The sequence below is a fragment of the Pseudomonas sp. F2 genome (assembly GCF_057174385.1).
Genome location: NZ_CM169904.1, coordinates 1,942,123 through 1,963,750 on the forward strand (window position 1 = coordinate 1,942,123; position 21,628 = coordinate 1,963,750).

Annotated in this window: 18 protein-coding genes; 8 read left to right on the top strand and 10 right to left on the bottom strand. The window is 61.0% G+C overall.

All coding sequences use genetic code 11. The features are described from left to right. Nucleotides 1–65: 65 nt before the first annotated feature. The 3 genes from AC193Q_RS08395 (at nt 66) to AC193Q_RS08405 (ending at nt 2,713) form a co-directional block, all read left to right on the top strand. Nucleotides 66–1,472, top strand: coding sequence for an efflux transporter outer membrane subunit (locus AC193Q_RS08395; RefSeq protein ID WP_302183176.1), 1,407 nt, complete (start codon nt 66–68; stop codon nt 1,470–1,472). A 156-nt stretch (nt 1,473–1,628) separates the two neighbouring features. Beyond that, on the top strand, nt 1,629–2,234 hold the full coding sequence (locus AC193Q_RS08400; protein WP_041067212.1) for an SCO family protein: 606 nt from the start codon (nt 1,629–1,631) through the stop codon (nt 2,232–2,234). Continuing rightward, a complete protein-coding gene (locus AC193Q_RS08405; protein ID WP_047293742.1) occupies nt 2,234–2,713 on the top strand; it encodes a copper chaperone PCu(A)C in 480 nt (159 codons plus the stop codon). The genes AC193Q_RS08400 and AC193Q_RS08405 overlap by 1 nt, the downstream gene beginning before the upstream one ends. A gap of 70 nt (nt 2,714–2,783) precedes the next feature. On the opposite strand, the gene AC193Q_RS08410 is transcribed toward AC193Q_RS08405, so the two are convergent. Together AC193Q_RS08410 and AC193Q_RS08415 are read right to left on the bottom strand one after the other, a co-directional pair. Continuing rightward, entirely contained in the window at nt 2,784–3,050 is a 267-nt protein-coding gene (locus AC193Q_RS08410) for a hypothetical protein (protein ID WP_183082850.1), read from the bottom strand. Beyond that, nucleotides 3,043–3,924: a LysR family transcriptional regulator gene (locus AC193Q_RS08415; RefSeq protein WP_047293740.1), complete on the bottom strand. Its 882-nt coding sequence runs from the start codon at nt 3,922–3,924 to the stop codon at nt 3,043–3,045. Before AC193Q_RS08415 ends, AC193Q_RS08410 begins: the two co-directional genes overlap by 8 nt. 102 nt (nt 3,925–4,026) lie before the next feature. On the opposite strand from AC193Q_RS08415, the gene AC193Q_RS08420 reads away from it, so the two are divergent. From AC193Q_RS08420 to AC193Q_RS08430, 3 genes are read left to right on the top strand one after another with little or no spacing between them, the layout of a single operon-like run. Then, nucleotides 4,027–5,088, top strand: coding sequence for an alkene reductase (locus AC193Q_RS08420; RefSeq protein WP_121185911.1), 1,062 nt, complete (start codon nt 4,027–4,029; stop codon nt 5,086–5,088). 10 nt (nt 5,089–5,098) lie between these two features. Further along, nucleotides 5,099–5,935, top strand: coding sequence for a pirin family protein (locus tag AC193Q_RS08425; protein ID WP_047293736.1), 837 nt, complete (start codon nt 5,099–5,101; stop codon nt 5,933–5,935). Nucleotides 5,936–5,989: 54 nt separating this feature from the next. Further along, nucleotides 5,990–6,574, top strand: a complete 585-nt coding sequence (locus tag AC193Q_RS08430) for an isochorismatase family protein (protein ID WP_041067227.1) — start codon at nt 5,990–5,992, stop codon at nt 6,572–6,574. A gap of 44 nt (nt 6,575–6,618) precedes the next feature. Here AC193Q_RS08430 and AC193Q_RS08435 read toward each other — a convergent pair whose 3' ends face one another. Continuing rightward, nucleotides 6,619–7,635 carry an ABC transporter substrate-binding protein gene (locus AC193Q_RS08435; protein WP_121185913.1) on the bottom strand — a complete coding sequence of 339 codons (1,017 nt, stop codon included), beginning with the start codon at nt 7,633–7,635 and terminating at the stop codon, nt 6,619–6,621. 312 nt (nt 7,636–7,947) lie between these two features. Here AC193Q_RS08435 and AC193Q_RS08440 point away from each other — a divergent pair, with 312 nt between their 5' ends. Next, nucleotides 7,948–10,179: an LTA synthase family protein gene (locus AC193Q_RS08440; RefSeq protein ID WP_121185915.1), complete on the top strand. Its 2,232-nt coding sequence runs from the start codon at nt 7,948–7,950 to the stop codon at nt 10,177–10,179. A gap of 102 nt (nt 10,180–10,281) precedes the next feature. On the opposite strand, the gene AC193Q_RS08445 is transcribed toward AC193Q_RS08440, so the two are convergent. Next, entirely contained in the window at nt 10,282–12,318 is a 2,037-nt protein-coding gene (locus tag AC193Q_RS08445) for a TonB-dependent receptor domain-containing protein (protein ID WP_315438072.1), read from the bottom strand. Nucleotides 12,319–12,652: 334 nt separating this feature from the next. Between AC193Q_RS08445 and katG the strand changes: the two genes are divergently transcribed. After that, nucleotides 12,653–14,923, top strand: coding sequence for a catalase/peroxidase HPI (katG, locus tag AC193Q_RS08450; RefSeq protein ID WP_047293728.1), 2,271 nt, complete (start codon nt 12,653–12,655; stop codon nt 14,921–14,923). 127 nt (nt 14,924–15,050) lie between these two features. Here the strand turns inward: katG and pepN are convergent, their stop codons facing one another. The 6 genes from pepN to AC193Q_RS08480 are packed head-to-tail and all read right to left on the bottom strand — an operon-like array spanning nt 15,051 to nt 21,567. Continuing rightward, nucleotides 15,051–17,708, bottom strand: coding sequence for an aminopeptidase N (gene pepN, locus AC193Q_RS08455; RefSeq protein WP_483879415.1), 2,658 nt, complete (start codon nt 17,706–17,708; stop codon nt 15,051–15,053). Nucleotides 17,709–17,718: 10 nt separating this feature from the next. After that, nucleotides 17,719–18,549, bottom strand: coding sequence for a DUF2797 domain-containing protein (locus tag AC193Q_RS08460; protein WP_095668982.1), 831 nt, complete (start codon nt 18,547–18,549; stop codon nt 17,719–17,721). After that, entirely contained in the window at nt 18,546–18,806 is a 261-nt protein-coding gene (locus AC193Q_RS08465) for a YeaC family protein (protein ID WP_007919229.1), read from the bottom strand. The genes AC193Q_RS08460 and AC193Q_RS08465 overlap by 4 nt, the downstream gene beginning before the upstream one ends. 33 nt (nt 18,807–18,839) lie before the next feature. Continuing rightward, a complete protein-coding gene (locus AC193Q_RS08470) occupies nt 18,840–19,709 on the bottom strand; it encodes a rhomboid family intramembrane serine protease (RefSeq protein ID WP_041067247.1) in 870 nt (289 codons plus the stop codon). After that, nucleotides 19,706–20,680 carry a metallophosphoesterase gene (locus tag AC193Q_RS08475; protein ID WP_372241222.1) on the bottom strand — a complete coding sequence of 325 codons (975 nt, stop codon included), beginning with the start codon at nt 20,678–20,680 and terminating at the stop codon, nt 19,706–19,708. Before AC193Q_RS08475 ends, AC193Q_RS08470 begins: the two co-directional genes overlap by 4 nt. Further along, complete coding sequence (locus AC193Q_RS08480) at nt 20,677–21,567, bottom strand: NAD(+) kinase (protein WP_003224174.1); 891 nt, start codon at nt 21,565–21,567, stop codon at nt 20,677–20,679. The genes AC193Q_RS08475 and AC193Q_RS08480 overlap by 4 nt, the downstream gene beginning before the upstream one ends. Nucleotides 21,568–21,628 lie beyond the last annotated feature (61 nt).

Sequence of the window (21,628 nt, forward strand, 5' to 3'; positions counted from 1 at the left end):
GGTGTTCGCGAGGGGTGTGGAGACTGAGTCCCCCGGCACGTATTTTTTCTGCATGAGAGCGTTCGATGTTGCGCATGTCCCTGCTGTCCCTCGCCGTCCTGTTGGCCGGTTGTTCGTTGATTCCCGAGTACCAGCGCCCTGCCTCACCGAGCGCGGCGCAGTACCCGCAAGGTGCGGTTTACCCGACACAGACACCCGCCGCAGCGCGCACTGAAGACTGGCGCACGCTGTTCCACGACCCGGCGCTGCAACAGCTGATTGAAAGCGCACTGCTGAACAATCGCGACCTGCGCGTGGCGGCGCTGAACGTCGAGGCGTTCCAGGCGCAGTACCGGATCCAGCGCGCCGATCTGCTGCCGGCGGTGTCGGCCAATGCCAGCGAGTCGCGCCAGCGCCTGCCGCCCAGCGTGACCCGCAGCAAAGCCATGATCAATTCGACCTATGCGGCGAATCTCGGCGTCAGTGCCTATGAGCTGGATTTTTTCGGCCGGGTGCGCAGCCTCAGCGAGCAGGCGCTGCAGACCTGGCTGGCGACCGAGCAGGCGCGGCGCAGTGCCGAGCTGAGTCTGGTGGCCAACGTCGCCAATGCCTACCTGACCTGGCGCGCCGATCAGGAGTTGCTTGAACTGACGCGCCAGACCCTCGCCGCCGATGAACAGAGCCTGCGCCTGACCACGCGCAACCGTGACGCCGGCAAGTCTTCGGCACTGGAACAGGCGCAGGCCAAGACCAGCGTCGACAGTTCGCGAGCCAATCTGGCGCGCTACAAACGCCAGGTGGCGCAGGATCTCAACAGCCTGACGCTGCTGGTCGGCGCGCCCGTCCCCGAGCAACTGCCGGCGCAACCACTGGCCAGCGATCTGATCCGGCAACTGCCGGCCGGGTTGCCGTCGGATTTGCTGCAACGGCGCCCGGACATTCTCCAGGCCGAGTACCAACTGAAGGCGGCCAACGCCAATATCGGCGCGGCGCGCGCGGCGTTTTTCCCCAGTGTCAGCCTGACCGCCAGTGCCGGCACCTCCAGCCGCGATCTGTCCGGGCTGTTCAGCGCCGGCTCGGGCGCCTGGACGTTCCAGCCGCAAATCAACCTGCCGATTTTCAATGCCGGCAGCCTGCGCGCGAGCCTGGATTATTCGAAATTGCAGAAAGACGTCGCAGTCGCCGAATACGAGAAATCGATTCAGACCGCGTTTCAGGAAGTCGCCAATGGCCTCGCGGCGCGCAGCACTTATCAGCAGCAATTGCAGGCACAACGCGATCTGGTGCGGGCCACTCAGGACTACTACAACCTGGCGCAGCATCGGTATCAGAATGGCGTCGACAGCAGCCTGACGTTTCTCGACGCACAGCGTTCGCTGTTCAGTTCACAGCAGGGGCTGATCACCGATCGGCTGGCGCAACTGGTGGCCGAGGTCAACCTGTACACCGCGCTGGGCGGCGGCTGGCGGGCCGATGAGGCGAATTTTCATTAGCCTCCCGTCACTTTTTCTTACACCTTTTGTCGCCAGATCCGACGCCACGCGGCGATCCGTGGCCGGCGTCTGCCGTCAGTTTGGTATCATGCGCCGCTTTTACGGTTAACCCCCCGCCAGTCCTGCCGACTGACGGGCTGCAAAAGGCGGTATTAGATGACGGCTTTGTTGACTCGCCGCAAGGTGCTTGCGGGAATGGGCGTGCTGGGCCTGGGCCTGCTCGCCGGCTGCGACACCCGTGGCCAACTGTCGTACAAGTACGGCAAGGACCTGAGCGACAAGATCCTCGGGCGCACCTTCAAGCTGAAGAACACCGACGGCGAAACCATGACGCTGTCGAGCTTCCGCGGCATGATGCCGATGATCTTCTTCGGCTTCACCCAATGCCCGGCAGTGTGCCCGACCACCCTCGCCCGCGCCGCGCAAATCAAAAAACTGATGGGCAAGGATGGCGACCGTCTGCAGGTGATCTTCATCACCCTCGACCCGGAACGCGACACGCCGCAGATCCTCGACAGCTACGTCAAAGCCTTCGACCCGAGCTTCGTCGCGCTGTACGGCACCGTCGAGGAAACCAAGGCCACCGCCAAGGAATTCGACGTGTTCTACGAGAAGGTCCCGGCGGGCGACACCTACACGATCTCCCACACGTCCACCAGTTACGTCTACGACTCGCGCGGCCAGTTGCGCCTGGGTCTGTCTGTATCGCTTTCGGCACAAGAGTGCACGGAAGATTTGCTCACCGTTATGGAGGTCTGCTGATGCACCCCGTTTTGAACAACATCAAACGCGCCGTTCTCGCTGTGTCCCTGCTGGGCCTGGCGTTTCAGGCTAGCGCTCAGACCAAGGTCGACGACGCCTGGGTGCGTGCGACCGTACCGACCCAATCGGCCAGCGGTGCGTTCATGACCGTCACCGCCGACAGCGACAGCAAACTGCTGAGCGTGGCCTCGCCGGTGGCCAAAGATGTACAGATCCACGAAATGACCATGAAGAACGACGTGATGAGCATGGGCCCGGTCAAATCGGTCGACCTGCCGGCCGGCAAAGCGGTCAGCTTCGACCCGAACGGCTACCACGTGATGCTGATGGGCCTGACCGCTCAGCTCAAGGAAGGCGAAAGCGTGCCGCTGACCCTGACCGTGGAAAACGCCAAGGGCGAGAAAGAAACCGTCGAAGTCAAAGCCGAAGTCCGTGCGCTGACGCACATGGAAGGCCACGATCACAGCAAGATGCATTGATCTGACTTGGCGGTAATAAAAAGAGGCGGCCTGATTGATGATCAGGTCGCCCCTTTTTTTATCGCACCTGTCAGCCGCGCTTGCGGGCCAGTGCGTTGCGCACGCTTTCTCTCGACATCCCCGAGCGCGGTGCCGCCGCAGTTTTCTCCACGGGCGCCGCAGCCAACTGCTGCTTGCGCTTCAACACCTGACTCCAGCGATAACCGAGATAACCGGCTGCCACAAAGAATCCCAGCCAACCGGTGATCAGGTTGACCACTGTCCACAGCCCAAGGGTGATCAGTACGGTTTTCCAGGTGAACAGCTTCAGGCTGGCGCCGACAACATCCTCAGGCATCCACCAGCCGCTCACGCAAAAACTCGATGAAACGCTGGGTCTTGGCCGGCAACAAGCGGGTTTCCGTCAGTGCGTATACCGCAATTGAATTGGACTGCCACTGCGGCAACACCCGGCATAACGCGCCGCTGGCCAGATCTTCGGCGGCAATGCCTTCGGCCAACACGGCGATTCCCTGATCAAGCATGGCCAGGCGCCTGAGCATGCCGACACTGTTGAGCTGAAAGCGTCCGGCGATTTCGACTTCAATCGTCTCTCCGGCCGTAGACAGGATCCAGTTGTCCGGCCTTGGCGTGCGCAAACGCAAGCACTCGTGCTTCACCAGATCGCTCGGTTGCCGCGGCGTACCAAAACGCTGCAGATACCCCGGTGATGCATACAACCCGCGTCGCAACGTGGTGAGCTTGCGGGCGATCAGATTGGACGTCGCCGGCTCACCCATGCGGATCACGACATCCACCGGCTCGCTGACCAGATCCACCTGGCGTGGCGTAAGGTCGAAATCGAAGCTGATGCCCGGGTAATTCCCGGCAAATTCGGCGATCAGCGGTGCCAGATAAACGTTAGCGAAATCCACCGGCATCGACACGCGCAACAGTCCACTGGGCTGCGCCAGCATTTCACCCAGTTGCTCGTGCGCCAGGCGCGCCTCCTCGACGATCCGCTTGCAGCGGTCAAAGTACAGCTGCCCGGCTTCAGTCAGTTCAAGCTTGCGCGTGGTGCGATGTAGCAAACGCAGGCCAATGGCCTTTTCAAGGCCGCTGATGCGCCGCGATAGAGTCGAATTGGGCATGCCCAGTGCCTCGGCCGCGCGACGAAAGCTGCGCACCTTCACTACCTCCACAAACAGCGCCATATCGTTCAAAAGCTCCACGGAAATTGCTCCATGAGTGGAATAGTCATTTCATCTTTAGCGGATTTATCCCGAAAACGGATTGATCAATGATAGCCACATCAATTACCGAGGAGCAGCAAAATGAGTTCGCTATTCACGCCCGTCCAGATGGGTCGCGTTGTACTTGAGAACCGTCTGGTGATGGCGCCGATGACTCGATCCCGTGCCGATGACGACGGCGTACCCAGTGATCTGGTCGCCACTTATTACACGCAGCGCGCCGGCGCCGGCCTGATCATCAGTGAAGGCGTGTATCCCCAGGGGACGGGTAAAGGCTACGTGCGTACTCCCGGGATCGAGACCGACGAACAGGTCAGCGCCTGGAAACAAGTCACCGACGCGGTGCATGCTCAAGGCGGCCGAATTTTCATGCAATTGATGCACAGCGGACGAATCTCCCATCCGTCGCTGCAACCCCGCGGCGCCCTGCCCCTGGCACCGTCGGCGATCAAACCGGCTGGTCAGACCTGGACCTCGAATGGCCTGCAAGACTTCGTCACGCCGCATGCACTGAGCGTGGTCGAAATTGCCGCAGTGGTTGAAGGCTACCGTCAGGCAGCTCGCCGGGCGATTGAGGCCGGTTTCGATGGTGTTGAAGTGCATGGGGCCTCCGGGTATCTGCCAGAGCAGTTTCTCTCCTCTGGCAGCAACCAGCGCAGTGATGAATATGGCGGCTCGGTGGAAAATCGCGCGCGGTTCCTCCTCGAAGTACTGGCGGCAGTTGCCACGGAAATTGGCAGTGATCGCGTGGGCTTGAAAATCTCCCCCGAGATGAATTTCAACGACATCATCGATGCCGACCCACAAGCAACGTACACCTATCTGGTCGAGCACCTGCACAGTCTCGACCTTGCTTATCTGCACGTCGCCTTGTTTGGCGCCAAGACCGACTATCACGCGTTGCTGCGGCCACTCTTCGATGGTCGCTACCTGATCGGTGGAGGACTCGATCAAGCCGCCGCCCAGGCGTTGATCGAAAACGCACAAGCGGATGCTGTGGTGTTCGGCAGTGCGTTCCTTGCCAACCCGGATCTGCCCGAGCGTCTGCGTCTCGGTGCCGAACTCAATGCACCGGACAAAGACACGTTCTACACCCCGGGCGCCAAGGGCTATATCGACTATCCGACATTGAGCCAAGCGTAAGGAGTCTGCCATGTCCGCCCGCGCCTCCTTGAAGTCCATGCGTCACGGCAGCCATTTCCGTGCCTTTTCTCTGCACGGCGGGCAGCCGGATGTCAGCATCGACCCGTTTCTTGCCGTAGACCATGCGTGGATCAGCGGGCCGACGTTTGCGCCCCACCCACACGCTGGGTTCAGCGCGGTGTCGTATCTGTTTGCCGACTCGCAAACCGCAATCGACAACCGTGATTCGCTGGGCAACCGCAACTTGATTCGACCAGGTGGCCTGCACTGGACAGCCGCCGGCAAAGGCATCGTTCACGAAGAGGTCCCGAACGAAAGCGGCAAGACCGTACACATGCTGCAAATTTTCATCAATTTGCCGCTCGCATTTCAGGAGGCTGCGCCTTTTGCCCTCAGTCTTGCCCCTGAAGACGTGCCGGTCTTGCGTTTGCCGGGGGCCGAAATCCGGGTGCCACTGGGTGCCTTTCTCGACACCCGCTCGCCGCTGGATCTGCCGACCGACGTAAGCCTGCTCGATATCAGCATCAAGCCGAGGCACGAAGTGCGGATTCCCGTTGCCAGCGGCGAGTCGGCGTTCGTCATGCCAATCGACGGCGACATCTGGATCGACGACCAGCGTTTCACCATCGACAACGCGCAGGTACCCGTGAGCCTGGCCATCGGCGAAGCGCACAGCATCACCCTGCGGGCTACAGATGCACCCGCCCACGCCGTGGTGTTTCGTGGTGTGCCATTGCATCAACCGGTGTATTGGCAGGGGCCGCTGGCACTTGCCTCGTCAGACGCGCTGAGCCGGGCGGTTGCGGCCTATCAGCGCGGTGAGTTCGGAACTCTGCAACCCCGTTGAACCGTTCCATCGACCGGGGCGCCGTGCCCCGTAACATCTGCCAGGAGAGATACCATGAGTTACGAGAAATTCAGTGCCAATAATGCTGCCCTGCTGTTGATCGACCATCAGGTGGGCACCATGGGCTGGGTGAAATCCATTCCGTTCGAAGAACTCAAACGCAATGCCCTGATGCTCGCCAGAACCGCAAGCATTCTCAAACTGCCGGTGGTGCTGACGTCGAGTATGGAGGAATACGCTCAGGGTCCATTGCTCAGCGAACTTGAGACGATCCTGCCTGCCGAGTTCGCCGCACGAGTCAAACGCTTGGGCATCGTCAACGCCATGGATGATGAAAACTTTGCCGGCGCCGTCAAGGCGACCGGACGCAAGAAGCTGATTATTGCCGGGGTAACCAACGACGTCTGCACGGTATACCCGGCGTTGAGTCTGGTGCGCGACGGTTATGAAGTGCAGGTGGTTGCCGATGGCGGCGGATCGCCGAGCGTCATGGCCGACGATATCGCCTTGCGCCGCATGGACAAAGGGGGGGTGACCCTGACCACGACCAATCAGTTGATCGCCGAACTGGCCGGCAGTTGGGCAACCCCTGAGGGTGGCCAACTGGTGCAGGTGTTGATGGAAGCCTTGCAGTCCTGATCACTCAACTCCGGCAGCCGCCGCTCGGCGGCTGTTTTTATGCATCAGCTCCCCGCGCCACCATGCGCCTCTTCAAAGAAGTAATCCTTCCAGCTGCCGGCCTTGTTCTTCAGCACGCCCAGTTCCTGCAGTTTTTCGGCATAGATGAACGTACGTTGCGGCACCACCGTGAAGTCGATTTCCGGATCGGTGACGATCTTCTCGACCAGCGCCAGCGGCAGCTTCGACTGTTCGACGCGGATGTACGCCTGGGCGGCGGCGGGTTTGTCGGCTTTGATTATTTTTTCCGCTTCGGCCAACGCGTCGTAGAACGCCTTGTAGGTCCTGGGGTTTTCGTCGTGGAATTTTTCCGTGGTGTAAAGCACGTTGAAGGTGGCCTGACCACCGAGCACGTCGTAGGAACTCAGCACTTTGTGCACGTTGGGGTTTTGCAGCGCCTGATACTGGAACGGCGGACTGGAGAAATGCGCGTTGATTTCCGAACCGCCGGCAATCAGCGCCGCCGTGGCGTCCGGATGCGGCAGGCTGACCGAGATGTCGTCAAATTTCTTGTACTGGTCATTGCCGAATTCCCTGGCCGTTTCGATCTGCAGGGTCCGCGACTGGAAACCCACGCCCGCTGCGGGTACGGCGATGCGATCCTTGTCGCTGAAATCCTTCAGGGTCTTGATGTTCGGGTTGTTGGTCAGCAGGTAATTGGGCATCGAGCCGAGCGAGGCAATAGCCTTGACGTTCTGTTTGCCACGGGTGCGATCCCACACGGTGAGCATCGGCGGCACCCCGGCGGAGACCACGTCCAGCGCACCGGTCAGCAGTGCTTCGTTCATGGCAGTGGCGCCGGAGATGCTGTTCCAGTCGACCTTGATCTCCAGCCCCTGCGCCCGGCCTTGTTTTTCGATCAGTTGCTGATCACGAACCACGTCGAGGATCAGATAACCGATGCCGAATTGCTGGGCGATGCTGATCTTGCCTTCGGCCTGCGCACCGCTGCTGAACAGCATGCTGCTCGCCAGAGATGCGGCCAACAGGGTCAGCGCAGAACGTTTGAACGGTGTGGCCATGACAACCTCGCAGCAGGGGTGGATTTGGCTGAAAGACCGAACTCTATCGCTATAAAAAACAGAAATTAAATACCGTTATCGAATATCCATAGCACGCTCGCATGGGTCGTCATGCGCTGATTTAAACAGCCTGAAACAATAAATCTGCCATCGGTTACACGCTGTGCGTCGACCGCTAGCGGGCTGACATCACCGCTGGTCACCGTCCTCAAGCCCTTTACCGCGCCTGCGCGAGCAGATCAGCCACGCGTTTAAAAGGGCGATCACACAGGCCACCCTTGGTATCATCGCGCACACTTTTATGACGGTTTGATGGCTGGAAGGTCTGTGTTTGTGAGCGTTCTTTTGCGTTGGTTGCGGCAACCGCATGCCCGCCTGTTTTCCCTGATTCTGCTGGTACTGATCGTACCGGTGTGCCTGCGCGCGGCGTTGGGCTGGTCGTCGCCGCTGGGCTATTTGTCCGACCTGGCGATTGGCAGTTTGCTGGTGATGTTGCTGCATCGCCGGGCGTGGTGGCTGGCGTTGCCGTTGCTGCTGTTCTGGGGGTTGCTGGCGGTGGCGACGGCGGAACTGGTCAGTGCTGTCGGCCGGCTGCCGAATCCTGCCGACCTGCATTACCTGATTGACCCGCAGTTCGTGGAAAACTCCACCGGTGGCGGCTTTGCCCATCCGGCGCTGGCTGTGGCGCTGTTGCTGGCGCTGCTGTTCTGGTTGCTGACGCGGTTCGCCAATCGCGCGCAACCCGCTGCTGCCCTGCCCCGTGCCGTGTGGGCCGCACCGGCGCTGCTGTTCGCCGCGCACTGGGGTGTGCAAAACCAGTGGCCGAGCGAGGAAGATCCGTGGCGCATGTACAACTTGCCGCATCAGTTGCTCGCCTCACAAGTCGCCGATCTGCAGTTGCAGGCCGAGGAATGGCTGGACGGTGACGCCGAACCCGCCGCGCCACAGATGGCCGGGCTGACCGATCTGGATCTCAATGGCCACAAATTGCTGGCCGCGCCGGGGCAGGCGCGCAACGTGCTGATCATCGCCCTGGAAGGCATTCCCGGCGCGTACATCCGCGCCAATCGCGAGGCCATCGGCAGCCATTATCAGGAAGACCTGATGCCCAATCTCAGCCGCTGGGCCGAGCGCGGCATGAACACCCCGGATTACGTGCTGCATACGCACCAGACCATTCGCGGCCTGTACGCCATGCTCTGTGGCGATTACGACAAACTCAACAACGGCACGCCCAAAGGCGTGGAAATGCTCACCCAACAGGAGCGCAATCAGGCCTGCCTGCCGGCGCAGTTGCGCCAGCACGGCTTCAGCACCCACTACCTGCAAGGCGCCGGTCTGCGCTTCATGGCCAAAGACAAGATCATGCCGCACATCGGTTTCGATGCGACCCACGGTCTGGAATGGTTCTCTAACGCCAACTATCTGGAGTTTCCGTGGGGCAAGGATGACAAGGCGTTCTTTGAAGGCGCGCTGGATTACGTTGGTCAACTGAAGCAGCAGAAGCAACCGTGGATGCTCACCCTGCTGACCGTTGGCACCCACCAGCCCTACTCCGCACCGGAAGACTATCTGGCGCGCTACGAGACACCGAAGCAGGCCGCTGTCGGTTATCTCGACGATGCGCTGGGGCAGTTCCTCAGCGGCCTCGAACGCCAGGGCGTGCTCAAGGACACGCTGGTGGTGATCACCTCGGACGAATCCCACGGCATCGATGGTGTGCGTCTGGCGTCGTCGTGGGGCTTCAACCTGACGCTGGCACCGGAACATGAGCAACTGCCGCGACTGAATGCCGGGGTGTACGGTCATGTCGATCTGAGCGCATCGATCCTCGACTATTTCGACTTGCCAGTGCCGACGGCGTTGAGCGGCCGCTCGCTGTTTCGCGACTACGACAGCGGGCGTGAAATCATGTCCTACACCAACGGCAAACTGCGCTACCACAATGGTCAGGGGATCTTCTCCGAGTGCGACATGCCGCGCCGTTGCCGCTACTACGAAAGCGCCGGGTTCATTGCCGAGCGTGCCACCTTCAAGGGCAATGAAAGCAGCCAGCAGGCCCGGCAGATTGCCGCGCGGGCCATGGCGCTGGACCTGTCGCTGCTGCGCACCCCGCTCAATCAGCGTTACCAGTTTGGCAGCAATAACGTCATCCCGCTGCAGGCGCAGATCAACGATGACTGGGCCGACAACCTGATCGGCGCGCAGTATCTGGAAATGCCCAAGGGCTCGCACACCCGCGTGCGCCTGACCGTGCGCTCGGTGGACCCGCAGCAGGCGGCGTACATTCAGCTCAAGGCCAAGGAGTTCGAACAGGACGTGCAACTGGGCCTGCCAACCGAGATGGTCGCCACGGCGGACCAGCCGCTGGAGATGGATTTCAGCTTCGACAACCCGCAACAGCGCAAGGCCTTCTCGTTCCATTTGCTGGGCTATGGATTGGGCGCGGTCGAGGTCACGGATTTCAGTGTGATCACCGAATTGCCGGGGCAGGAAGATCCGCTGGATGCGCTGCCGGAGGATGACACCGCACAATCAAGCTGATGCCCGTGCAGGTGCTGCCGCAGGCTGCGATCTTTTGATTTCGTTTTTTCAGGATCAAAAGATTTCAGCCTGCGGCGGCTCCGACAGGGGGGCGAAGGGCTATCAGAACGTCGTGCGCAACCCGACCTGAATGCTGCGACCTTCTGCCGGTGCAATATCGCGCAGGATCGAACTGGCATAGCGCACGGTCTGGTTGGTCAGGTTCTCGGCGTTGACGAAGGCCAGCCATTTGCTCTGGCCGACATCAAAGTGATAACCCACATTGGCGCCCAGCGTGGTGTAGCCGTCGGTGCTGCTTTCGTTGTCTGGCACACGATGCTGCGAGCTGGCGTGTTCGATATCGATCCGCGCCTGCCAGCGATCCAGCTCCCACAGCAAACCACTGTTCAAGCGCAGCGGCGCGATGCGCGGCAGGTCCTGGCCGTTGTCGAGATTCTTGGCGCGGGTGTAATCGCCTGACAGCTCCAAAGCAAATTTGCCGTAGGCATTTTCGCCAAGCGTCCAGCGATCCTGCGCCTCGATGCCACTGAAACGTGCACGCACACCCGAGTAGGTGTATTCGGCAATCCCGCCAGCATCCTCTTCGCCTTCGTCATTCAGTGTACGGCCCGTGCCGAGCAAGCCGATGTAGTTGGAGAAGTGACTGTAAAACACACCGACACTGCCCTTGTGCGTGCCGTTGTCGAAGCGCAATGCGAGGTCGCTGGACACGGCTTTTTCTTTCGACAGCCCGGCATCGCCGACTTCATAGGTGCCGGTCGCGACGTGGGCGCCGTTGGCGTACAACTCATAGAAGGTCGGCGCGCGTTCGGTGTAGCCCAATGTCGCGGCGACCGACCAGATCGGCGTCAGCGTGTACACCGCGCCGGACGACAGGCTGCCGGCGGTGAAACTGCTGGAGCGGTCGGCATTGGCAAAGCGCTCGTTGCCTTTGGCGTCCGGGTCGACGGTGGTGTGTTCGAGGCGTCCGCCGAGGGTGAACAGCAGGCGCTCAGTGGCTTGCAACTCTTCCAGAATGAACAGTGCGCCAGCGTCAGTATCGGTGTGCGGCACAAAGGCTTCTTCGCCCAGTGCCGAGAATTCGTTGCGGCTGACCTGGGCGCCGATTACCCCGTTGAACGGGCCCAGCGGTTGATGCCGGGCCTCGACCCGAGCTTCGTAACCCTTGTTCTTGAAGGTGGTACCGACTTCACCGCCCTCGATTTCCCGGTGCTGGTAATCGGTGTAGCCGGCATCGAGTTTGATCGAGCTGAACGGCCCGTCGAGATTGCGCATTTCCGAGGCGAACGCGTAGTGCTCCTGCTGCATGCGAATGCGCACGTCGTCTTCGGCGGGCGAGCCGTAGTTCGAATCGTAATGGCTGTAGGACAGACCGGCGTAACCGTCATCCCAAGTGTAGGAACTGCCGACGGCGCCGCCATCCTGACGACCGTCGCTGTTGGCGAGCCGATGCTTGCGCGAGTCGCCGTCGTCGTTGGCGCGCGCCGTGCCGGTCTTGGCGTAGCCGGGAATTTTCAGGTCATTGAATTCACGGGCGCTGGCGTCCAGGTGCAAGGCGAACTGACCGTTGCCGGCCTCGAGTTTCCCCGCGCTGCTGCGGGTCGTGTCGGCACCGCCGTAACGCAACTCGCCGGCCCCGTGAATGCCTTCGATGGCTTCGGTGGGGATGCGGTTATCGAAGGTGTTGACCACCCCGCCGATCGCGCTGCCGCCGTACAGCAACGCCGCCGGGCCACGGACGATTTCAATGCGCTCGACGTTGACCGGGTCCAGCGGCACCGCGTGATCGTAGGACAGCGACGAGGCGTCCAGCGCGCCGACGCCGTTACGCAGGATGCGAATGCGGTCACCGTCCTGCCCGCGAATGATCGGCCGACTCGCGCCCGGGCCAAAGTACGACGAGGACACGCCGGGCTGCTTGTTCAGCGTCTCGCCGAGGCTACCCTTCTGCTGCAACGTGAGGTCGTCGCCGCTGAGGACGGTCGAGGGCGATGCCAGGGTCTGGCTGCCCAGCGGATTGCCGGTGATGACTTGCGGTTGCAGTTCGAGCGGCTCGGCGGCGAACACAGGTGAGGCAACAAGCAGTGCGGCGGCCAGAGGAGTCAGGCGTCGTTGAAGGGGTTGGGAACGGGCAGGCATTTCAGAACTTCCATGAGCAGAAAAATGAGATCGCTGCCGGCGTTTGGCGAATAACGCTGGCAGAAACAGAATGAAATCTTTTTTATGTTATACAATAACATTTCTTTCTGTCATCACGATTCTCGCAATCCGTTTTGCAGCAAGCCCTCAAGCACGGGGATTTCAAGGTCGCATCAGACAATCATCCAACCTGCGCAACAGGCAAAAACGCTGAAAGACTGCGCCTATCAACCTCCAATAGTCGGCCTATTAGCTGGTTGCCCAAGTCGGGTCTAGCCTTACTAGTCCGAAGTCGGCATGAGCCGGCCGCACAAGACCTGATAAGGATCCGAACATGGCAAATGAATCGAAATGCCCGTTCAACCACGCTGCCGGTGGTGGTACGACGAACCGTGACTGGTGGCCGAATCAACTGAACCTGAAGATCCTCAGCCAGCACTCGCCCAAGTCCGATCCGCTGGGCAAGGACTTCAACTACGCCGAAGCTTTCAAGAGCCTGGACTTCCAGGCCCTGAAACAAGACCTGCGCGCGCTGATGACCGACTCGCAGGACTGGTGGCCAGCCGACTTCGGTCACTACGGCCCGCTGTTCATCCGCATGGCCTGGCACAGTGCCGGCACCTATCGCACCGCCGACGGGCGCGGGGGCGCCGGCTCCGGCCAGCAGCGTTTCGCCCCGCTCAACAGCTGGCCGGACAACGTCAGCCTCGACAAGGCCCGGCGCCTGCTGTGGCCGATCAAACAGAAATACGGTCGCAATATTTCCTGGGCCGACCTGATCGTGCTCACCGGCAACGTCGCACTGGAATCCATGGGCTTCAAGACCTTCGGTTTCTCCGGCGGCCGTCCCGATGTCTGGGAGCCGGATGAAGACGTGTACTGGGGTTCGGAACGCGAATGGCTCGGTGGCGACAGCCGTTACGGCAAAGACAAGTCAGCCATGCAAGAACCCGGGGACGGCACACTGGTGGCCGAACCCGATCTGCATGGCAAAGAGGAAAGCCGCACCGATCAGGGCGAACGCAACCTGGAAAACCCGCTGGCCGCCGTGCAGATGGGCCTGATCTACGTCAACCCGGAAGGTCCGGAAGGCAATCCCGATCCGGTCGCCTCGGGTCGCGATATCCGCGAAACCTTTGGCCGCATGGCCATGAACGACGAAGAAACCGTGGCCCTGATCGCCGGCGGTCACGCCTTCGGCAAAACCCACGGCGCCGGCCCGGCCGACAATGTCGGGCCTGAGCCGGAAGCGGCCGGACTGGAAGAACAAGGCCTCGGTTGGCGCAACGCATTCGGCACCGGCAAAGGCGCCGACACCATCACCAGCGGCCTCGAAGTCACCTGGACCACCACTCCGACCCAGTGGAGCAACAACTACCTGGAAAACCTGTTCGGTTTCGAGTGGGAACTGTTCAAGAGTCCGGCCGGTGCGCACCAGTGGAAACCGAAAAATGGCGCCGGGGCGGGTACCGTTCCCCATGCGCACGATCCGAGCAAAAAGCTCTCGCCGACCATGCTCACTTCAGACCTGGCGCTGCGCTTCGACCCGATCTACGAGCCGATCGCCCGACGCTTCCTGGCCAACCCGGACCAACTGGCGGACGCCTTCGCCCGCGCCTGGTACAAGCTGATTCACCGTGACATGGGCCCACTGTCGCGCTACCTCGGCCCGGAACTGCCGAACGAGGAACTGCTGTGGCAAGACCCGATTCCTGAGGCCACGCACCCGCTGATCGACAGCAACGACGCGGCGGCGCTGAAAAGCAAAGTGCTGGCGTCCGGGCTGTCGGTGTCGCAACTGGTGTCCACCGCATGGGCCGCCGCATCAACCTTCCGTGGTTCCGACAAGCGTGGCGGCGCCAACGGTGGCCGTCTGCGTCTGGCCCCACAGAAATTCTGGCAGGCCAATCAGCCGGAGCAACTGGACAAGGTGCTGAAAACCCTTGAGGGCATTCAGAACGAGTTCAACGCCGGATCATCCGGCAAGAAAGTCTCGCTGGCGGATCTGATCGTGCTGGCAGGTAACGCCGGGGTCGAACAAGCGGCGAAAAACGCCGGGCACTCGGTGTCGGTGCCGTTCAATCCAGGTCGAACCGATGCGACTCAGGAGCAAACCGATGTCGAGTCGTTTGGTTTCCTCGAACCGATTGCCGATGGTTTCCGTAACTACAGCAAAGGCAAATACACCGTTTCCGCCGAAGCATTGCTGATCGACAAGGCCCAACTGCTCACCCTCTCCGCCCCGGAAATGACCGTACTGGTCGGTGGTCTGCGGGTATTGGGGGCCAACGTCGGGCAAAGTCGGCATGGTGTGTTCACCTCGCGCGCTGAAACGCTGAGCAATGACTTCTTCACCAACCTGCTGGACATGGGCGTGGAGTGGAAGCCGACCTCACCGGCAGCAGACGAGTTCGAAGGACGCGACCGCAAGACCGGCAGCGTGAAGTGGACGGCGACGCGGGTGGATCTGGTGTTTGGTTCCAACGCGATTTTGCGCGCGCTGGCCGAGGTGTATGCGAGTGCTGACGCGAAGGAGCAGTTCGTGAAGGACTTCGTGGCGGCGTGGGCCAAGGTGATGGAGCTGGATCGGTTTGACCTGAAATAACAGAAAACGCAAAAACCTGTGGGAGCTGGCTTGCCAGCGATAGCGGTAGATGAGTCAACATCAACGTTGAATCTGAGGCCGCCATCGTGGGCAAGCCAGCTCCCACAAGGTCTGATCTTATCCCTACTTACGCCAGGCTTTTGCTCACCACTTCGTACACATCACTCGACAACTGCCCAGAAGCCAGAATCCGCTCCAGCTCAGCCTTCATCAAGGCCTGACGGGCGCTGTCGTATTTGCGCCAGCGGGTCAGTGGTGCCAATTGCCGCGAGGCGATCTGCGGGTTGAAGCCGTTCAATTCGATCACCAGATCCGCGAGGAAGCGGTAGCCCGAACCGTCGGCGGCGTGGAAGTTGATCAGGTTCTGCCCGGCAAACGCACCGACCAGCGCACGTACCTTGTTCGGGTTCTTGATGTTGAACGCCGGGTGCTGCATCAACGCCTTCACCCGCGCCAGACCGCCCGGCAATGTGCTGCCGGCCTGCACGCTGAACCACTGATCCATGACCAGCGGGTTGTCCTTGAAGTGCTCGGCGAAAGTTGCCAGCGCTTTGGCTTTTTGTTCTTCGAACGGCGAGTTGACCAGCACCGCCAACGCGGTCAGGCGCTCAGTCATGTTGTCGCTGTTTTCGAACTGTTCCTGTGTAGCGGCCAACACTTCCGGCTTGCCGCTGAGCATCAGGTACGACAGCGCAATATTCTGCAGCGCGCGACGGGCAAAGTGCTCGGCCTCGGCCACGTATGGCGTCTGCTTCGACAAATCGCGGTTGGCCTGATAACGCAGCCACAGCGCTTCGAACAGGTTGTCCGCCAGTTGCTTGCGGGCAAACTCGCGAGCGGCGTGGATCGCCTCGACATCCGCCACTTCGCTGATTTCGGTCAGATACGCTTCGCTCGGCAGCGAAAGCATTTCAGCGACCATGGCCTGATCCAGCGACTCGTCGGACAGCACGGTTTTCAGCGCCGAGATCAGACGTGGATCAAGCACCAGGCTTTCGCCCTTCTGCTGCTGGGTGATCAATTCCTGCAGCACTTGCACCGACAGTTGCTGACCGGCATCCCAGCGGTTGAAGCCATCGCTGTCGTGCTGCATCAGGAACATCAACTGGTCGCGGTTGTACGGGAAGCTCAGTTTGACCGGCGCCGAGAAACCACGCAGCAACGATGGCAGCGGGTGTTCAGCGATGTCGACGAAGGTGAACGTCTGCTCGGCTTCAGTCACCGAGATCACACGGCTGGTAGCTTGCGCTGCCGCTTCACCGGCCAGACGCAGGGCAATCTCGTTGCCCTTGCTGTCGAGCAGGCCCAGTTCGACCGGGATCACGAACGGCAGTTTTTCCACTTTGTCCGGCGTTTCCGGGCAGCTCTGACGGAAGGTCAGGCTGTAGGTTTTCGCCGCAGCGTCGTAGGACTCGCTGACCGCCAGACGCGGCGTGCCGGCCTGGCTGTACCAGCGCTTGAACTGGGTCAGATCGACACCGTTGGCGTCTTCCATGGCCTTGACGAAATCGTCGCAGGTCACGGCCTGGCCGTCATGGCGATCGAAGTACAGGTCACTGCCCTTGCGGAAGCCTTCGGCGCCCAGCAGGGTGTGAATCATGCCGACCACTTCCGAACCCTTTTCGTACACGGTCAGGGTATAGAAGTTGGAAATCTCGATGAAGCTGTCCGGACGCACCGCATGGGCCATGGGACCGGCATCTTCGGCGAACTGGTGGGTACGCAGGTACGCCACGTCCTGAATGCGCTTGACCGTGGCCGAGTTCATGTCCGAAGAGAAACCGGCGTCGCGGAACACGGTGAAGCCTTCCTTGAGCGACAGCTGGAACCAGTCGCGGCAGGTCACGCGGTTGCCCGACCAGTTGTGGAAATATTCGTGGGCGACGATCGCCTCGACCCGCTGGTGCGCGGCGTCGGTGGCGGTTTCGGCGCGGGCCAGCACGGCGCTGGAGTTGAAGATATTGAGGCCCTTGTTCTCCATCGCGCCCATGTTGAAGTCGTTGACGGCGACGATCATGAAGATGTCCAGGTCGTACTCGCGACCGTAGACCTGTTCATCCCAGCGCATCGACTTCTTCAGGCTGTTCATTGCGTGCTGGCACTTGTCGATGTTTTCCGGCTCGACGTAAATGCGCAGTGCAACATTGCGATTGGTCATGGTGGTAAAGGTGTCTTCGACACACCACAAATCACCGGCCACCAGCGCGAACAGGTACGCCGGCTTCATGAACGGATCTTCCCAGGTCGCCCAGTGCCGGCCGTCTTCGCCCGGCCCGGAGGCGATCGGGTTGCCGTTGGACAGCAGCACCGGATAGCTGTGCTGCTCGGCGACCACCGTGGTGGTGAACTTGCTCATCACGTCCGGGCGGTCGAGGTAATAAGTGATCTTGCGGAAGCCTTCGGCCTCGCACTGGGTGCAGAACATCGTGCCGGACTTGTACAAGCCTTCCAGCGCGGTGTTGGTTTCCGGGTGGATTCTGACGCTGGTGTCGACCGTGAAGCTGGCGCTGGCCGGCTGCAGCGTCAGGGTGTTCTCAGTCAGCTGATAATCGCCGGCGCCCAGTTCCTGGTCGGCCAGGGTCACCGACAGCAGTTCCAGCTGCTGGCCGTCGAGTACCAGTGGCGGCAGGCCCGGGCCACGCTCCGGGTTGCGGCGCATCACCAGTTGCGCGTGGACCAGGCTGTGGTCCTCGAACAGCTCGAAGGTCAGGTGCGTCTCGTCGATCAGGTACTCGGGCGCCTGATAGTCCTTCAGGTAAATCATCTTCGGTTGTTCGGTGCGCATGCTGGAATCCTTATTGATGCACGGCGAGTTGATAGGCCGTGTATTTACGAACGTTGATCACGCCGGTGTCGAAAATCAGGTACTGACCCTTGATCCCCAGCAGCGTGCCTTCGGCAATCGGGTTCTTGTCCAGGTTGAAGCTGACGATTTTGGCCGGGTATTGCTCGACCGGATAGCGGATTTCGAGCGGTTCTACATCGGCAATCGTCTGAATTGCCTGTAGGCCGAATCGCTGTTGCAGACCTTGCAAGCCTTCAGCGCAGCTTTCAAACAGTTGATCGCGCACTTGCGCCAGGTCCACCGCCGCCGCATCGCCCTTGAGCAAGGCGCGCCAGTTGGTCTTGTCGGCCACCTGGCTGCGGAACAGGTCTTCGACGAAGCCCGACTGCTGACGCGTGGCGACGCGCATGATCGGCAGCGCCTGACTCGCGCCCTGATCCAGCCAGCGGGTCGGCAACTGGGTAGCACGAGTGATGCCAACCTTGATCCCCGACGAGTTGGCCAGATACACCACATGATCGGTCATGCAGAACTTCTGACCCCACTCCGGCTCACGGCAGGTGCCGGCCTCGAAGTGGCAGCGCTCCGGGCTCATGATGCAGAGGTCGCACTGGGCCAGTCTGGTCATGCACGGGTAGCAGTAACCCTGGCTGAAACTGGTTTTGGTCTTGCGCCCGCAATGGGTGCAATGAATCGCCCCCAGGTACTCCAGACGCACCGTAGTGCCGATCATGGGGTTGACCGGCACCTCGACGTCATCGAGACGAAACGCGTATTGCACGTTCGGCCCGTCCAGGCGCGCCGACATTTTGCTGATTGCACCGCGGCCAATCTCGATCAATGGATGGCATCCGACTTGAACAGGATGTTCGGCACTTCGATCGACTTCGACGCACATTCCTGCGGGCCCATGTAACCGGTACGCTGGTCTTCAGGCAGGTTCTGGATTTCCCAGGCGATCATCGCCTGCAGCGACAGCTCGCGCTGTTCGGCGGTGAGTTTGCCGCCATCGGACCACTTGCCGATTTCCACGGCCAGTTTCAGGCTCTCGTAGATGTCCGGGGTGATGTTGTTGATCATGTCGTTAAAAGAGGACATCTGGGTCTCCGTGCTCTCTATTCACTGAAAATGTTAGGCGGCCAGTTTACGGCGGTTATACAAACCGCCCAACAAACCGGTGAAGCATCCGATGAGTAACCCGCTGACGTGCGCGGCGTTGGCGATCTGACCGAAACCGATCATCGAAACCAGCCCGGACATGCAGATCACCAGCCACACCAGCATCATCACCAGCACCCCACGCGGCAGGCGATACGCCGGGTTCGGCGCCAGCAACTGGAAAATCCAGCAGTGGCCAAGCAGTCCGTAAAGCACGCCGGACAAGCCGCCGAACAGGCTCGGGCCGCTCCAGGCAAACTGCGCGTAGTTCGACACCAGGCTGAACAGCAGGGTCAGCCCGAGCAGATTGATGCTGCCCTGACGTGACTCGATGCGCCGCCCCAGCTCCCAGTACCACATGCCGTTCATGGCCAGGTGCAGGATGCCGAAATGCAGCAGCATCGGCGTGAACAGGCGCCACCACTGCCCCGCCGCCAGGCTGTCGGCCAGCGGCGTGAACTGGATGTACTCGCCGACCACGCGAAAATCGAGGAAAGTCAGCCAGCGGATCGTTTCGAGGTTGTCGCCCAGATAGGTCAGGCCACCGACCAGCAGGCTCAGCAGCAGGATCAACCCGGTGGCCTTGGCGTGTTTGAGTTGTTCGGCGAAGCTCGGGCGCTTGAAGGTTGGCGCCAGCGGGATGTCCAGTTGCTGATCGGGATCGCCGGCCGGGAAGCGCTCGTACAGCGAACGTACGTCTTCGCTGATTTCCGCTGGCGCCCACAGCACCTGCTCGCCCGCCTCTTCACTGACCCGATGCGGCACCTGCATCCGTTGCAGCAGCTTGACGAAACCACTCAAATCCACCGCCAGTGGCAGACGCAATACCGCTACCGCACTCATTGCAGCACCTCCGGCCGCTCGACATCGACCCAGACAAATTTATGCGGATCCAGGCGTGTTTCCTGATCCAGACGATAGGCCACCAGTTTGCCGTAGAGCACCGCGCTGTAATCGAGACACGCGAGATTCGGGCGGATCGGCGCCGGTTTGCCGCTGCGCCAGTAATGGCCGACGAACAACAACGGCTCGTCGATGCCGTAGCGCAGCAGGTTGTTTTTTTCACTGGAGGTCAGCGGTTTCTGCGCCACCGGCTCAGGCAGTGCATCCGGCTGGAAGACAATGTCGCCGTAGGTTTTCGGATCGTCTTCCCAGAACTTGGTACGGAAGAACGAACGCACCAGACCGTCGCCGCTGGTCATGGTCAGACCATCCGGCAGGCGCATGTCGGTGCCGCGCAGCAAGCGGTCGAACACCGTGCAGGCGAAGCTGCCGGGCACGGCCGAGGCCTGGAGAAAGTGCTCGTCGATACGCGCATCGGGGAACAGACCGCGCAACGGTTCGATCAGGCTGGCATCCCAACAGGCGTGCACCACGCGGAATCGTCCGGCATCGACCACCAGCGGCAGTTCGTAGAACCAGTTGAGGAAGTCATGCCAGTCGCCCGGATGGTCTTCGAACTGGGTCAGGGTTTCGTGCAGCAGGCGTGCATGACGCGGCGTGTGTTCGCGCACGAACTGCTTGCCGCTGCCCGGCAGCGCCGGCGTGCTCCAGCCCAGTGCGTTGAATTCGTGATTGCCCATGATGCACAGCGCCTGCCCGGCCTCAACCATGTCGTGGACGATGTGCAGGGCTTCGCGGATCCGCGGGCCACGGTCGATGATGTCGCCGACGAACACGGCCATGCGCGATGGGTGCCGCCAGACCCCGCCCTGCTTGTGATAACCGAGGCGGTCAAGCAAGTGTTCGAGGGTCAGGGCGCATCCGTGCACGTCACCAATCAAGTCATAACTGCGCGCGGGATCGAGCATCAGTCGCCTCCACCACCCAACTTGCTGCCCCAGCCGAGTTTGGTCCGGCAGACTTCGTAGTAATTGTGGTCGAGCGGATGAATCAGCCGCAGCTTCTGGGCTTTCTTGCTGACGGTGATGGTGTCGCCCGGCGCGCAAGTGAAGTGGTTCTGCCCGTCGCAGGAAACCTGCGGGTAGATCTGCATGTTTTTCGACACGACGATTTTCAGCTCACTGTTGCCATCGACCACAATTGGCCGGCTCGACAACATATGGGGGTACATCGGCACGATCACAATGGCGTCGAGCTTCGGATGCATGATCGGGCCACCCGCCGACAACGCGTAAGCGGTGGAACCGGTCGGGGTGGCGACGATCAGGCCGTCGGCCTTCTGGCTGCAGACGAACTGGCCGTCGATGTACAGCTCGAACTCGATCATCCGCGTCGATTTGCCCGGGTGCAGCACCACATCGTTCAGCGCATCGCCCTGGCCGATGGCCTCGGCGTGGCGGCGGACTTCGGCTTGCAGCAGGAAACGGTTTTCCACCAGATAGTGGCCGTCGAGCACCTTGGCCACTTCGACTTCCAGCTCATCGGGGCGAATATCCGTCAGAAAGCCAAGGCTGCCACGGTTGATCCCCAGCACTGGAATATTGTGCTTGGCCAATGCGCGTGCAGCTCCGAGCAAACTGCCGTCACCGCCGACGACGATGACCATGTCGCAGACTTCGCCGAGCATCTTGCGCGACGAGGTTTGCAGGCCGTGGCCCGGCAGGACTTCGGCGATGGTGTCTTCGAGAATCACGTGCAGGTGACGATCGAGCAGAAAGCGTTTCAGTCGGCGGACGGTATCCAGCACCTGGGAACTGCCCAGGCGACCGATGATGCCGATATTACGAAATTGCTCCATGGGACCTCTGCGGACAATCGAAAACGCGAAAAGCACGATTATGGGCGAAAGCCCGCCATAG

What these genes read in the sequence shown, in the direction of transcription:
- AC193Q_RS08400 (WP_041067212.1), top strand. Translation starts at nt 1,629, where the DNA reads ATGACGGCTTTGTTGACTCGCCGCAAGGTGCTTGCGGGAATGGGCGTG.
- AC193Q_RS08430 (WP_041067227.1), top strand. Translation starts at nt 5,990, where the DNA reads ATGAGTTACGAGAAATTCAGTGCCAATAATGCTGCCCTGCTGTTGATC.
- AC193Q_RS08395 (WP_302183176.1), top strand. Translation starts at nt 66, where the DNA reads ATGTTGCGCATGTCCCTGCTGTCCCTCGCCGTCCTGTTGGCCGGTTGT.
- AC193Q_RS08405 (WP_047293742.1), top strand. Translation starts at nt 2,234, where the DNA reads ATGCACCCCGTTTTGAACAACATCAAACGCGCCGTTCTCGCTGTGTCC.
- AC193Q_RS08470 (WP_041067247.1), bottom strand. Translation starts at nt 19,709, where the DNA reads ATGAGTGCGGTAGCGGTATTGCGTCTGCCACTGGCGGTGGATTTGAGT.
- AC193Q_RS08410 (WP_183082850.1), bottom strand. Translation starts at nt 3,050, where the DNA reads ATGCCTGAGGATGTTGTCGGCGCCAGCCTGAAGCTGTTCACCTGGAAA.
- AC193Q_RS08435 (WP_121185913.1), bottom strand. Translation starts at nt 7,635, where the DNA reads ATGGCCACACCGTTCAAACGTTCTGCGCTGACCCTGTTGGCCGCATCT.
- AC193Q_RS08465 (WP_007919229.1), bottom strand. Translation starts at nt 18,806, where the DNA reads ATGTCCTCTTTTAACGACATGATCAACAACATCACCCCGGACATCTAC.
- AC193Q_RS08425 (WP_047293736.1), top strand. Translation starts at nt 5,099, where the DNA reads ATGTCCGCCCGCGCCTCCTTGAAGTCCATGCGTCACGGCAGCCATTTC.
- AC193Q_RS08445 (WP_315438072.1), bottom strand. Translation starts at nt 12,318, where the DNA reads ATGCCTGCCCGTTCCCAACCCCTTCAACGACGCCTGACTCCTCTGGCC.
- katG (WP_047293728.1), top strand. Translation starts at nt 12,653, where the DNA reads ATGGCAAATGAATCGAAATGCCCGTTCAACCACGCTGCCGGTGGTGGT.
- pepN (WP_483879415.1), bottom strand. Translation starts at nt 17,708, where the DNA reads ATGCGCACCGAACAACCGAAGATGATTTACCTGAAGGACTATCAGGCG.
- AC193Q_RS08440 (WP_121185915.1), top strand. Translation starts at nt 7,948, where the DNA reads ATGGCTGGAAGGTCTGTGTTTGTGAGCGTTCTTTTGCGTTGGTTGCGG.
- AC193Q_RS08480 (WP_003224174.1), bottom strand. Translation starts at nt 21,567, where the DNA reads ATGGAGCAATTTCGTAATATCGGCATCATCGGTCGCCTGGGCAGTTCC.
- AC193Q_RS08420 (WP_121185911.1), top strand. Translation starts at nt 4,027, where the DNA reads ATGAGTTCGCTATTCACGCCCGTCCAGATGGGTCGCGTTGTACTTGAG.